Annotated in this window: 12 protein-coding genes and 1 tRNA gene; 7 read left to right on the forward strand and 6 right to left on the reverse strand. The window is 70.6% G+C overall.

The features are described 5' to 3' along the window. The first annotated feature begins 41 nt into the window (after nucleotides 1-41). Entirely contained in the window at nucleotides 42-872 is an 831-nt protein-coding gene (locus ABZ915_RS08495) for a nucleotidyltransferase domain-containing protein (RefSeq protein WP_361797957.1), read from the forward strand. Here the strand turns inward: ABZ915_RS08495 and ABZ915_RS08500 are convergent. The 4 genes from ABZ915_RS08500 to ABZ915_RS08515 form a co-directional block, all read right to left on the reverse strand. Further along, entirely contained in the window at nucleotides 869-1,699 is an 831-nt protein-coding gene (locus tag ABZ915_RS08500; protein WP_361797959.1) for an MBL fold metallo-hydrolase, read from the reverse strand. The genes ABZ915_RS08495 and ABZ915_RS08500 overlap by 4 nt on opposite strands. After that, nucleotides 1,696-2,586: an NUDIX hydrolase gene (locus ABZ915_RS08505; protein WP_361797962.1), complete on the reverse strand. Its 891-nt coding sequence runs from the start codon at nucleotides 2,584-2,586 to the stop codon at nucleotides 1,696-1,698. Before ABZ915_RS08505 ends, ABZ915_RS08500 begins: the two co-directional genes overlap by 4 nt. A gap of 69 nt (nucleotides 2,587-2,655) precedes the next feature. After that, nucleotides 2,656-3,168 carry a RidA family protein gene (locus tag ABZ915_RS08510; RefSeq protein ID WP_361797965.1) on the reverse strand — a complete coding sequence of 171 codons (513 nt, stop codon included), beginning with the start codon at nucleotides 3,166-3,168 and terminating at the stop codon, nucleotides 2,656-2,658. After that, nucleotides 3,168-3,326, reverse strand: a complete 159-nt coding sequence (locus ABZ915_RS08515; RefSeq protein WP_132856578.1) for a DUF4177 domain-containing protein — start codon at nucleotides 3,324-3,326, stop codon at nucleotides 3,168-3,170. Before ABZ915_RS08515 ends, ABZ915_RS08510 begins: the two co-directional genes overlap by 1 nt. A 72-nt stretch (nucleotides 3,327-3,398) precedes the next feature. On the opposite strand from ABZ915_RS08515, the gene ABZ915_RS08520 reads away from it, so the two are divergent. After that, entirely contained in the window at nucleotides 3,399-4,376 is a 978-nt protein-coding gene (locus ABZ915_RS08520) for an ArsA-related P-loop ATPase (RefSeq protein WP_361797968.1), read from the forward strand. Further along, nucleotides 4,373-5,707: an ArsA family ATPase gene (locus ABZ915_RS08525; RefSeq protein ID WP_361797971.1), complete on the forward strand. Its 1,335-nt coding sequence runs from the start codon at nucleotides 4,373-4,375 to the stop codon at nucleotides 5,705-5,707. Before ABZ915_RS08520 ends, ABZ915_RS08525 begins: the two co-directional genes overlap by 4 nt. A gap of 42 nt (nucleotides 5,708-5,749) precedes the next feature. On the opposite strand, the gene wblA is transcribed toward ABZ915_RS08525, so the two are convergent. After that, complete coding sequence (wblA, locus tag ABZ915_RS08530) at nucleotides 5,750-6,088, reverse strand: transcriptional regulator WblA (RefSeq protein WP_179851885.1); 339 nt, start codon at nucleotides 6,086-6,088, stop codon at nucleotides 5,750-5,752. Nucleotides 6,089-6,496: 408 nt separating this feature from the next. Between wblA and ABZ915_RS08535 the strand changes: the two genes are divergently transcribed. Further along, nucleotides 6,497-8,785: a transglycosylase domain-containing protein gene (locus ABZ915_RS08535; protein ID WP_361797974.1), complete on the forward strand. Its 2,289-nt coding sequence runs from the start codon at nucleotides 6,497-6,499 to the stop codon at nucleotides 8,783-8,785. Between the two features lie 95 nt (nucleotides 8,786-8,880). Here ABZ915_RS08535 and ABZ915_RS08540 read toward each other — a convergent pair whose 3' ends face one another. Further along, nucleotides 8,881-9,348, reverse strand: a complete 468-nt coding sequence (locus ABZ915_RS08540; RefSeq protein WP_361797977.1) for a GatB/YqeY domain-containing protein — start codon at nucleotides 9,346-9,348, stop codon at nucleotides 8,881-8,883. A gap of 177 nt (nucleotides 9,349-9,525) precedes the next feature. Here ABZ915_RS08540 and ABZ915_RS08545 point away from each other — a divergent pair, with 177 nt between their 5' ends. From ABZ915_RS08545 to ABZ915_RS08555, 3 genes are all read left to right on the forward strand, one after another. After that, nucleotides 9,526-10,455 (forward strand): metallophosphoesterase, encoded by a 930-nt coding sequence (locus ABZ915_RS08545; protein ID WP_361797980.1) that lies wholly within the window; start codon nucleotides 9,526-9,528, stop codon nucleotides 10,453-10,455. Nucleotides 10,456-10,556: 101 nt separating this feature from the next. Continuing rightward, nucleotides 10,557-11,393: a Pr6Pr family membrane protein gene (locus ABZ915_RS08550; RefSeq protein WP_361797983.1), complete on the forward strand. Its 837-nt coding sequence runs from the start codon at nucleotides 10,557-10,559 to the stop codon at nucleotides 11,391-11,393. 33 nt (nucleotides 11,394-11,426) lie between these two features. Beyond that, nucleotides 11,427-11,500, forward strand: a tRNA-Pro gene (locus ABZ915_RS08555). Nucleotides 11,501-11,973: the final 473 nt, after the last annotated feature.

Below are 11,973 nucleotides of genomic sequence, written 5' to 3' on the forward strand. Positions count from 1 at the left end.
AACGGGCTGCCCGGCGCGTATCCGCCGGGCACAGTGGGCGCATGACCGAACCGGCTCCCCCGAAGGGTCTCGACGACCGGGGCCACATCGCGCGTGAAGGCTCGCTCGCGCGCGTCCCGCACGCCTTCCGCCCCGTCGTGGCAGCCGCCCGCGAGCGGCTCCTGGACGCCTTCGGGGCCCGCCTGGACAGCGCGTACCTTTACGGGTCGATTCCGCGCGGCACCGCGCGCGTGGGGCGCAGCGATCTCGATCTGCTGCTCGCCCTGCGCCAGGAGCCGGCCGACGCGGACCGGCAGGCGGCACGCGCAGTCGGTGAGGCGCTCGACAAGGAGTTCCCGCAGATCGACGGCGTCGGGACCCTGCTGTTCGGCCGGGCCCGGCTGCTCAGCGACCTGGAGAGGTACGACCTGGGGTGGTTCGTCGCCTGCCTGTGCACCCCGCTGCTCGGCGACGACCTCGCGGCGTTCCTGCCCCGCTACCGGCCCGATTCCCTGCTGGCCCGCGAGACCAACGGCGACCTGGCCCGGTTGCTGCCGCGCTGGCGTGAGCGGATCGCGGGCGCGGCCGGCAGCGAGGAGGCCCGGCGGCCCCTGGTGCGCTTCATGTCCCGGCACCTCGTCCGCACCGGCTTCACCCTGGTCATGCCCCGCTGGAACGGCTGGACCAGCGATCTCCGCGAGATGGCCGAGGTGTTCGGCGCGTACTACCCGGGGCGCGCCGGACAGCTGCGCACGGCGGCGGAGTACGGCCACGAGCCGGTCGGCGACCCGGACGTCCTGCGGTCGTACGTCGACGACCTGGGGCCCTGGCTGGCCGAGGAGTACGCACGCGTGCACGGGGTGAAGGCCCCGCGCCCCGAGGACGGGCCCTAGATGAGCCCGTGCTCGCTCAGGTAGTCCAGCTGGGCCCGTACCGACAGTTCCGCCGCCGGCCACAGGGTGCGGTCCACGTCGGCGTAGACGTGGGCGACGACCTGGCCGGGGGTGCGGTAGCCGTCCTCGACGGCCGTCTCCACCTGGGCGAGGCGGTGGGCGCGGTGGGCCAGGTAGAACTCCACGGCGCCCTGGGCGTCCTCCAGGACCGGGCCGTGGCCCGGGAGGACCGTGTGGACGCCGTCGTCGACCGTCAGGGACCTCAGCCGCCGCAACGAGTCCAGATAGTCGCCCAGCCGGCCGTCGGGATGCGCCACGACGGTCGTGCCGCGTCCGAGGATCGTGTCGCCGGTGAGGACGGCACGGTCGGCCGGGAGATGGAAGCACAGGGAGTCCGCGGTGTGCCCCGGGGTCGGTACGACCCTCAGCTCGAGGTCACCGACCGTGATCACGTCACCGGCGGCCAGGCCCTCGTCGCCGAGCCGCAGCGCCGGGTCCAGGGCACGCACGCGCGTGCCGGTGAGTTCGGCGAAGCGCCCCGCGCCCTCGGCGTGGTCGGGGTGGCCGTGGGTGAGCAGGGTGAGGGCGACGCGTTTGCCGGCCTTCTCGGCCGCGTCGACGACCGCGCGCAGATGACCGTCGTCCAGGGGCCCCGGGTCGACGACCGCGGCCAGCTCGGAGCCGGGCTCGGAGACGATCCAGGTGTTCGTGCCGTCCAGGGTCATCGCGGAGGCGTTGGGCGCGAGGACGTTGACGGCACGTTCCGTGGCGGGCCCGGCCAGGACTCCGCCGCGGGGCTGGCCGGGCAGGGCTGCTGCGTCCGTCATACGGGGCCTCCACCGGGCGTCGGGAGTGTCGGGGGTGTCGGGATGTGCTTGGTGAACTCGTCGTGGCCGGGCCAGGACAGGACGATCTCGCCGTCCACCAGGCGGGCCCGGGCCAGTACGGGGGCCAGGTCGCGCGCGGGTGCGGCGGCGAGGGCCGCGGCGGCGGTGCCGTACGGGGACAGCTCGCGCAGCGTGGCGATGGTGGGCGGCATCATCAGCAGCTCGCCCTTGTCGTAGCGGGCCGCCGCGTCCCCCGGCCGGATCCACACCGTGCGGTCGGCCTCCGTGGAGGCGTTGCGGGTGCGCTGGCCCTCGGGCAGGGCGGCCACGAAGAACCAGGTGTCGTAGCGGCGGCTCTCGAACTCGGGGGTGATCCAGCGGGCCCAGGCGCCCAGCAGGTCGGAGCGCAGCACCAGGCCGCGGCGGTCCAGGAACTCCGCGAAGGACAGCTCCCGGGCGACCAGGGCGGCGCGGTCCGTCTCCCAGTCGGCGCCGGTGGTGTCACCGACGACCGACTCGGGTGTGGGACCGGCGAGCAGGACGCCCGCCTCCTCGTACGTCTCCCGGACGGCCGCGCAGACGATCGCCTGGGCACCGGTCTCGTCGACGCCCAGCCGGTCGGCCCACCACGCGCGCGTGGGGCCCGCCCAGCGGATGTCGCGGTCGTCGTCGCGCGGGTCGACCCCGCCGCCGGGATACGCGTACGCGCCTCCGGCGAAAGCCATGGAGGCGCGTCTGCGCAGCATGTGGACGATCGGGCCGTTGCCGGCGTCCTTCAGGAGCATCACCGTGGCCGCGCGGCGCGGAAGCACCGGTGTGAGGGTGCCCTCCGCGTGCGCACGGATGCGTTCGGGCCACTCCGGGGGATACCACTGCCCATTCGCCATGGCCGGAGGCTATCCCGTGGTGCTCGAATGTTCGAGAGGCGCCCGGGACCAGGGACTACTCCGCACCCGTTACGGCAGGAGTCCCGCGGAGTCGCCGGGGGAGGAGCTCCACGGGGTCGACGGCAGGAGCTCCACCTGGACCTCGACCTCCACCGGCGCGTCCAGCGGCAGCACGGCGACACCGACCGCGCTGCGCGCGTGCACGCCCTTGTCGCCGAGGACCTCGCCGAGCAGCTCGCTGGCGCCGTTGACGACACCCGGCTGGCCGGTGAAGTCGGCGGCCGAGGCGACGAAGCCCACGACCTTCACCACGCGCGCGATGCGGTCCAGGTCGCCGGCGACGGACTTCACGGCGGCCAGCGCGTTCAGCGCGCAGGTGCGGGCCAGCTCCTTGGCCTCCTCCGCGGTGACCTCCAGGCCCACCTTGCCGGTGACCGGAAGCTTGCCCTCCACCATCGGCAGCTGACCGGAGGTGTAGACGTAGGGTCCGGACTGCACGGCGGGCTGGTACGCGGCCAGCGGCGGCACGACCTCCGGCAGGGTCAGACCGAGTTCGGCCAGCCGGTCCTCGACGGCGCCCATCACTGCTTCTCCCGCTTCATGTAGGCGACGAGCTGCTCGGGGTTGTTCGGCCCGGGCACGACCTGGACGAGCTCCCAGCCGTCCTCGCCCCAGGTGTCCAGAATCTGCTTCGTGGCATGGACGAGCAGAGGCACGGTTGCGTATTCCCACTTGGTCATGTGGCCGACTGTAGCCTCTGTTATCCACAGCCTCCCGCGTAGCCCGCGGGCGGACTGGTTAGGCTCGAAGACGTGAGCAGGCTCCAGGTCGTCAGCGGCAAGGGCGGGACCGGAAAGACGACGGTCGCCGCCGCACTCGCGCTGGCCCTGGCCACGGAGGGGAAGCGGACGCTTCTCGTCGAGGTCGAGGGTCGGCAGGGCATCGCACAGCTCTTCGAGACGGAGGCGCTGCCCTACGAGGAACGGAAGATCGCGGTGGCTCCCGGGGGCGGGGAGGTGTTCGCCCTCGCCATAGACCCCGAACTGGCCCTTCTGGACTACCTCCAGATGTTCTACAAGCTCGGCAGCGCGGGCAGGGCTCTCAAGAAACTCGGCGCCATCGACTTCGCCACCACCGTCGCGCCGGGCGTGCGGGACGTCCTGCTCACCGGCAAGGCGTGCGAGGCGGTCCGGCGCAAGGACAGAAGCGGACGGTTCGCGTACGACTACGTGATCATGGACGCGCCGCCGACCGGACGCATCACCCGCTTCCTCAACGTCAACGACGAGGTCGCCGGGCTCGCCAAGATCGGCCCGATACACAATCAGGCCCAGGCCGTGATGCGCGTCCTGAAGTCGCCCGAGACGGCCGTTCACCTGGTGACGCTCCTCGAGGAGATGCCCGTGCAGGAGACCGCGGACGGGATCGCGGAACTGCGCGCGGCCCGGCTGCCGGTGGGCCGGGTCGTGGTGAACATGGTCCGGCCCGAGGTGCTGGACGCGGAGGACCTGGAACTCGTACGGACCGTGGAGCACACCGCCGTCGCCCGGTCGCTGTCCGCCGCCGGGCTGGGCGGGGCGCGCCGCGGCGGGGTCGCCGAGCGGCTGGTGGACCCGCTGCTGGAGCAGGCCGAGGAGTACGCCGAGCGGTACGCGCTGGAGCAGGAGCAGCGCGCGGTCCTGGGCGAGCTGGGCCTGCCGCTGCACGAGCTGCCGCTGCTCGCCGAGGGCATGGACCTGGCGGGCCTGTACCAACTCGCCCACGAGCTGCGGAATCAGGGGATGTCATGACTCCGGACCCGACCCAGGCGCAGGACACCGCACGCCACCGGCTCTCCCCCGCGCGCGTGCTCGACGTCGATCCGCTGCTCGACGACCCCGGGACCCGGATCGTGGTGTGCTGCGGCTCGGGCGGGGTGGGCAAGACCACGACCGCGGCGGCGCTCGGGCTCAGGGCCGCCGAGCGGGGCCGCAAGGTGGTCGTCCTCACCATCGACCCGGCGCGCAGGCTGGCCCAGTCCATGGGCATCGACTCGCTGGACAACGTGCCGCGCCGGGTGAAGGGCACCGAGAACGACGGCGAACTGCACGCCATGATGCTCGACATGAAGCGCACCTTCGACGAGGTCGTCGAGGCGCACGCCGATCCCCAGCGGGCGGCCGCGATCCTGTCCAACCCCTTCTACCAGTCGCTCTCGGCGGGCTTCGCGGGCACGCAGGAGTACATGGCGATGGAGAAGCTGGGGCAGCTTCGGGCGAAGGACGAGTGGGACCTCATCATCGTCGACACGCCTCCGTCGCGCTCCGCCCTGGACTTCCTGGACGCCCCCAAGCGGCTCGGCTCCTTCCTGGACGGCCGGCTGATCCGGCTGCTGACGGCCCCCGCGAAGCTGGGCGGGCGCGCGGGGATGGCCTTCCTCAACGTCGGCATGTCGATGATGACCGGCACGCTGGGCAAGCTGCTGGGCGGTCAGCTGCTGAAGGACGTCCAGACGTTCGTGGCGGCGATGGACACCACCTTCGGTGGCTTCCGTACGCGCGCGGACGCCACGTACAAGCTGCTTCAGGCGCCCGGCACGGCGTTCCTGGTGGTGGCGGCCCCGGAGCGGGACGCGCTGCGCGAGGCCGCGTACTTCGTCGAGCGGCTGGCCGCGGAGGACATGCCGCTGGTCGGGCTGGTGCTCAACCGGGTCCACGGCAGCGGCGCCGACCGGTTGTCGGCCGAGCGTGCGCTCGCCGCCGCGGAAAATCTTGAAGAGCCCCGCATTGTGGATCAGGGGGACGGGAAAGCTGGACTTCGTAACTCTCCCGACACGTACGGCAGTTCAGAATCATCCGCGTCGGAGCCGACCGCGTCCGAATCTCCCACGGCGGAGGCGTCCACAGCGGAATCCCCCACGGCGGAATCCCCCGTCGACCGGCTCGCCGCGGGCCTGCTGAGGCTGCACGCCGAGCGCATGCGGTTGCTCTCCCGCGAGCAGCGCACACGTGACCGCTTCACCGCGCTCCACCCCGAGGTGGCGGTGGTGGAAGTGGCCGCGCTGCCAGGCGACGTGCACGACCTCACGGGGCTGCGGAACATCGGCGACCGGCTCGCTGCCGGCCGGCCCGAGCTTTCCTAGGCCCTGCGGCTTTCCTAGGCCCCTGTCAGCCGACCTCCGCGGTCAGCTGACGGCCGCGTAGTTCTCGTACACCTCGTCGCTGTCGAGGGGCACGATTCCGACCCCCCGCTCGTACTCCAGGCGCGCGGTCTCCAGGAGCCTGCGCCAGGAGGTCACGGTGGGCCGCCTGCGCAGCAGTGCGCGGCGCTCGCGCTCCGTCATGCCTCCCCACACGCCGAACTCGACGCGGTTGTCCAGCGCGTCGGCCAGGCATTCGGTGCGTACCGGACATCCGGTGCACACCGCCTTGGCCCTGTTCTGCGCTGCTCCCTGAACGAACAGTTCATCCGGATCGGTAGTGCGGCAGGCAGCCTGCGCACTCCAGTCGGTTACCCAGCCCATACCGGCGCCGTCCTCTCCCGAATCGAGGCTCCCCCACGGCGGCTTGCGGCATATTCACCGCCGCCAGTTGAGGACGTTACGGAAGGTGGGCACAGCGCAACACCCCCTTCGGGCCCAATCTTGAATGGCCCGAACGGACTATGGGTAAGCGGCAGATCACCCGCGGGAGTGAGCTGGCGACATGCGTGATCATCCCGGCAAACCGGTACAGCTGTGGTGCGTCACAACGGGCGCCAGGTGACACACGAGGCGGATTCGGACACGCCGCCCACAAAAAATTCGACTACATCCGGAACGATTCGGGGTCGCGGGACGTATTGATACGTGGCCTCACTGCTGTGACAGTTGAGAGCAGCTTAGGCCAAGGCCTTCACGCGTGTCCGGCGAATGAGAACGTAGGCTGCCCTCATGCCAAAGAAGCGCTCGGGCGGTGGTCTGTCGGCGACGCAGCAGGCCGCCAAGTTCCTCGGTGTCAGTGTGCTCGCGGGAGCCGTGATGGCCGGTATCGCGCTGCCCGCGGCCGGTGCGCTCGGTCTCGCGGCCAAGGGTACGGTGCAGGGCTTCGACGAGATCCCCGCCAACCTCAAGAGCCCGCAGCTCAGTCAGCGCACCGCGATCCTGGACAGCGCGGGCCACAAGATCGCCTCGGTGTACTCCCGGGACCGTACGGTGGTGGACCTCAAGGACATCTCGCCGTACATGCAGAAGGCGATCGTCGCGATCGAGGACTCCCGCTACTACCAGCACGGCGCGATCGACCTGAAGGGCGTCCTGCGCGCCCTGAACAAGAACGCGCAGAGCGGCGGGGTCGCCCAGGGCGCCTCCACGCTCACCCAGCAGCTGGTGAAGAACTACTTCATCGAGGAGGCCGGCGACGACCCGACGAAGGTCGCGCAGGCCACCCAGCAGACGCTGGGCCGCAAGATCCGCGAGCTGAAGTACGCGATCCAGCTCGAGGACAAGCTCGGCAAGAAGAAGATCCTCGAGAACTACCTGAACATCACCTTCTTCGGCGAGCAGGCCTACGGCATCGAGGCGGCCTCGCAGCGCTACTTCTCCAAGCACGCCAAGGACCTGAACCTCCAGGAGTCGGCGCTGCTGGCCGGCATCGTGCAGTCCCCGAGCCGGTACGACCCGGTCAACGACGAGGCCGAGGCCACCAAGCGGCGCAACACCGTGCTCACCCGTATGGCTCAGGTCGGCGACATCTCCGGCGCGGAGGCGGACAAGGCCAGGAAGGCCCCGCTCGGGCTGCACGTCAGCCGGCCGAAGAACGGCTGCATCACCGCCTCCAAGGGGGCGGCGTTCTTCTGCAAGTACGTCGAGAACGTCTTCCTCACCGACCCGACCTTCGGCAAGACCCGCGAGGCGCGCGCCAAGCTGTGGAACAAGGGCGGCCTGACGATCCGTACGACACTCGAGCCGCAGGCCCAGGAGTCGGTGCAGACCTCCCTCAAGGAGCACGTCTACAAGTCCGACCGGGTCGCCGCCGCCTCCACCCTGGTGGAGCCCGGCACCGGCAAGATCCTGGCGATGGGCCAGTCGAAGCCGTACGGCTACGGCAAGGACGAGACCGAGTACAACTACTCCGTCAACCACGACATGGGCGGCTCGAACTTCGGCTTCCCGACCGGCTCGACCTTCAAGCCGTTCGTGGCCGCCGCCGCCATCGAGGGCGGCAAGCCCCCGACGCAGCCGTACTCGGCGCCGTACAAGATGAACTACCCGAGCCCCGTGCAGACCTGTAGCAGCAAGCCGTGGGTCAACGACCGCTCGTACACCGTGGAGAACGAGAGCGAGTCCGAGAAGGGCCCGTACCGCATGAAGGAGGCGATGGCGAAGTCCGTCAACACCTACTTCGTGCAGCTCATCTCCGACATCGGCCTGTGCCCGGTGATGAAGATGACCGACGGCCTGCACGTGGTGCAGGGCAACGGCGACAAGCTCCCCGAGAACCCCTCCATCGCCCTCGGCGCGATCGGCCTCTCCCCGCTGACGATGGCCAGCGCGTACGCCACCTTCGCCGACCGGGGCATGTACTGCACGCCGATCGCCATCGAGTCGATCACCCAGAAGGTCGGTGACGAGCAGAAGTCGCTCCAGGTGCCGAAGTCGACCTGCTCGCGCGCGATGAGCGAGAAGACCGCCGACACGGTCAACACCCTGCTGCGCGGCGTGATCGACTCCGGTACGGGCCAGCAGGCCGGACTGAGCGACCGCGAGAGCGCGGGCAAGACGGGTACGACGGACGAGCGGAAGAACGCCTGGTTCGTCGGCTACACCCCCAACCTGGCCGGTGCGGTCTGGGTCGGCAGCGCCAAGCAGAACGTGAAGATGGTCAACATCACCATCGGCGGCCGGTACAACGACCTCGTCTACGGCGGCCGGGTCCCCGGCCCGATCTGGCGCGACGCCATGGACGGCGCGCTGGCCGGCAAGGACGCCCCCGACTTCAACCTCGTCGACATCCCGGACGACAACAAGGACAAGGGCGACGGCAAGGGCAACGGGCACGGGAACGGAAACGGGAACGGCGGCAACGGGGACAACACCGGTGGCGCCATCGGCGGGCTCATCGGCGGTACGACCGGCGACAACAACGGCTTCCCGACGCCCACCTTCTCCTTCCCGGACGGCTTCATCCAGGGGCAGAGCAACGGGGGGACCCGGGGTAACGGGAACGGCGGGCGAGGCTGACCCACCGGGCAACGCGGCAATGCGGCGGGGCCGCACCCTCTGACCGAGGGTGCGGCCCCGCCGTCGTACCTCTGCCGGATCCACCGGCGTGGCGGTCAGCCCGCCAGCAGCTTCTTGACCGCGGCGGCGACCCGGCCGCCCTCGGCCTGACCGGCCACCTTCGGGTTCACGATCTTCATCACGGCGCCCATGGCCCGCGGCCCCTCGGCACCGGCGGCCCTGGCCTCCCCGACGGCCTGCGCCACGATCGCGTCCAGCTCCTCGTCGGACAGCTGCTTCGGCAGGTACGCGGCGAGCACCTCGCCCTCCGCCTTCTCCCGCTCGGCCTGCTCGGCACGACCACCCTGCGCGAAGGCCTCCGCCGCCTCGCGGCGCTTCTTGGCCTCCTTGGTGATCACCTTCTGGACCTCGTCGTCGGAGAGCTCGCGCTTCGCCTTGCCCGCGACCTCCTCCTTGGTGATCGCGGCGAGCGTCAGCCGGAGCGTGGAGGAGCGGAGCTCGTCACGCTCCTTGATCGCGGCGTTGAGGTCGTCGTGCAGCTTCGACTTGAGCGTGGTGGTCATGGCTCGATTGTCGCAGGTGCGGTGACGCGAACGCCCGCTGATTTAAAGGACCCCCGCCGAGGGCCATGGGGCAGCCCCCGCCGAGGGCCATGCGGCGGCCCCATCGAGCGGCCCTATGGGACGGCCCTATGGGACGGCCCGTCTCGATGCCCCGTCAGCGTCTGACACGATGGAGGTATGCGCGCGCGATACGGAGTACCCCTGGGAGTCGTGGCGGCCGGCGCCGCCGGTCTGGTGTATGCGGCGGGCTTCGAGGTCCGTTCGTTCCGCCTCCGCCGGGTGACGGTGCCCGTCCTGCCCCCGGGCATGCGCCCGCTGCGCGTGCTCCAGGTCTCCGACATCCACATGGTCCGCGACCAGCGCAAGAAGCAGCGCTGGCTGCGCTCGCTGGCGGGCCTGCGCCCCGACTTCGTGATCAACACGGGCGACAACCTCTCCGACCCGGAGGGCGTGCCGGAGGTGCTGGACGCGCTCGGTCCCCTGATGGAGTTCCCGGGCGCGTACGTCTTCGGCTCCAACGACTACTACGGCCCCAAGCCCCGCAACCCCGCCCGCTACCTGCTGGAGAAGGCCAGCGGCCGGCACGGCCTGAACGGCAACCCGCCGGCCGTGGGCGCCATCCACAACCCGTGGGAGGACCTCCGGGACGGCTTCGACGGGGCGGGCTGGCTGAACCTGACCAACACCCGGGGCGAGCTCAAGATCGAGGGCATCTCGGTGGAGCTCACCGGCCTGGACGACCCGCACATCAAGCGCGACCGCTACGCCCGGGTCGCCGGCGGCCCCTCCGCCTCCGCCGACTTCTCGATGGGCGTGGTGCACGCTCCGTACCTGCGCGTACTGGACGCGTACACGGCCGACGGCTACCCGCTGCTCCTGGCCGGCCACACCCACGGCGGCCAGCTCTGCATCCCCTTCTACGGCGCCCTGGTCACCAACTGCGACATCGACACGGACCGCGTGAAGGGCCTGTCCACGCACACGGCGGAGGGCCGTACGGCATACCTCCACGTCTCGGCGGGCTGCGGCACGAACCGCTACACGCCGGTACGGTTCGCGTGCCCGCCGGAGGCGTCGCTACTGACGCTGGTGGCGAAGGAGCGATAAGAGGCGGAGGCGGAGGCAGACGCGGCCGGGACACGAAGGGGGGTAACCCACCCGGATCCACCCGGATCGCCCCTTTTGCCCGCCTTGCTTAGCGTGAGGGCATGACCGTCCCGACGCCCTCGACGCCGCCGTCGCCTCGGATACCTCGGACACCTCCGATACCCCGGGAGATCCCCGACCTCCCCCCGGTGCCGGGCTCCCCCGCCCTGCCGCTCTCCCCGGTCCCGGCCGCGGCGGTGGTACCTCCCGTACAGCGCCCCCTGACCGCGGTCTTCCGCCTGCTGATCGCCGCGCTCGCGACGGCAGGCGTCGCGCTGGAGCTACTGCTCGGCAGCCCGGCCCGGACCCTGAGCTACTTCAGCGTCCAGAGCAACGCCCTCCTGGCCCTGACCTTCGCCGCCTCGGCCCACCGCGCGGGAACGGCCCGCCGCCCCCTGCCGCCGTCCCTGACGGGCGCGGTGCTGCTGTACGCCTTGATCACGGCGGCGGTCTACCACCTGTTCCTCCCCCACACGACGCCCCCGTTCGCCATGACGGACGCGACCGCGCCCCCGGCACGCTGGCACGGCCAGTGGACCGCCCTCCAGATCCTCCACACGGCCGTCCCGCTCGGAGTGCTCCTGGACTGGCTCCTGCTCACCGCCCCCGGCCGCCTGCACCTGCGCCAGGCCACCGCCTGGATGCTCTACCCCCTGGCCTACCTGGCCTTCTCCCTCACCCGAGCCGAACTGCTCCTCCCCGGCACCCCGGCCCGCTACCTCTACCCCTTCCTCGACGTCGACCAGCACGGCTACAAGCACACCCTCGCCAACGCCCTCCTCCTCGGCCTCTCCTTCTACGCCCTGGCCGTCCTCCTGGTCGCCCTCGACCACACCCGCCCCAACCCCGTCCGCCGCCACCGCAAAACCGGATTTCGTCTCCGGCCACCGGTGGGCTAAAGTAAACGACGTCGCCGCGACAAGCAGCGACACCGGGGTGTAGCGCAGCTTGGCAGCGCGCTTCGTTCGGGACGAAGAGGCCGTGGGTTCAAATCCCGCCACCCCGACAGCCGCAACAGCAGGTGAGGCACCTAGGAACGCTCCTAGGTGCCTCACCTGTTTCCGTGTGCGTGTCCATCTGCGGGACCGGGAGATCTCCTCCAGTGGGACGCCGCGGTCGGAGAGCAGCGAGACGAAGCTGCCTGCCTCCGGCGGGGGATCGGCCGGCACCGGGTGGGAGGGGCGCCGTTCCTGGCCGCCGGCAACCTCAAGCCGCACGGTCCACAGCCCACCGTGATCGACCTGATGAGGATGAGACCAGGCCGCGAAGACGCGTAGTGCCGGCCTCGGTCGACGGACGGTGTCGGGCTGACTTGATGGCGCTTCTTGAGAATTACTCGCCGACAGCGCCAACCATGCCGCGCAGGCTGAATTCAAGGGACGTGGACGACACCTCGCCGAGTAAACCCTTTGGCTGATTGTTTGAGTGCTAGGTTCCTCGCAGTGCTATTTGGCAGTCGCGTCGACGTAAATAGTTGAC

Source organism: Streptomyces sp. NPDC046915, from assembly GCF_040644935.1.
Lineage (GTDB): Bacteria > Actinomycetota > Actinomycetes > Streptomycetales > Streptomycetaceae > Streptomyces.

Excerpts from the sequence above, each read along its gene's own strand:
- ABZ915_RS08535 (WP_361797974.1), top strand. The coding sequence starts at position 6,497 with ATGCCAAAGAAGCGCTCGGGCGGTGGTCTGTCGGCGACGCAGCAGGCC.
- ABZ915_RS08495 (WP_361797957.1), top strand. The coding sequence starts at position 42 with ATGACCGAACCGGCTCCCCCGAAGGGTCTCGACGACCGGGGCCACATC.
- wblA (WP_179851885.1), bottom strand. The coding sequence starts at position 6,088 with ATGGGCTGGGTAACCGACTGGAGTGCGCAGGCTGCCTGCCGCACTACC.
- ABZ915_RS08525 (WP_361797971.1), top strand. The coding sequence starts at position 4,373 with ATGACTCCGGACCCGACCCAGGCGCAGGACACCGCACGCCACCGGCTC.
- ABZ915_RS08545 (WP_361797980.1), top strand. The coding sequence starts at position 9,526 with ATGCGCGCGCGATACGGAGTACCCCTGGGAGTCGTGGCGGCCGGCGCC.
- ABZ915_RS08515 (WP_132856578.1), bottom strand. The coding sequence starts at position 3,326 with ATGACCAAGTGGGAATACGCAACCGTGCCTCTGCTCGTCCATGCCACG.
- ABZ915_RS08505 (WP_361797962.1), bottom strand. The coding sequence starts at position 2,586 with ATGGCGAATGGGCAGTGGTATCCCCCGGAGTGGCCCGAACGCATCCGT.
- ABZ915_RS08500 (WP_361797959.1), bottom strand. The coding sequence starts at position 1,699 with ATGACGGACGCAGCAGCCCTGCCCGGCCAGCCCCGCGGCGGAGTCCTG.
- ABZ915_RS08550 (WP_361797983.1), top strand. The coding sequence starts at position 10,557 with ATGACCGTCCCGACGCCCTCGACGCCGCCGTCGCCTCGGATACCTCGG.
- ABZ915_RS08510 (WP_361797965.1), bottom strand. The coding sequence starts at position 3,168 with ATGGGCGCCGTCGAGGACCGGCTGGCCGAACTCGGTCTGACCCTGCCG.
- ABZ915_RS08540 (WP_361797977.1), bottom strand. The coding sequence starts at position 9,348 with ATGACCACCACGCTCAAGTCGAAGCTGCACGACGACCTCAACGCCGCG.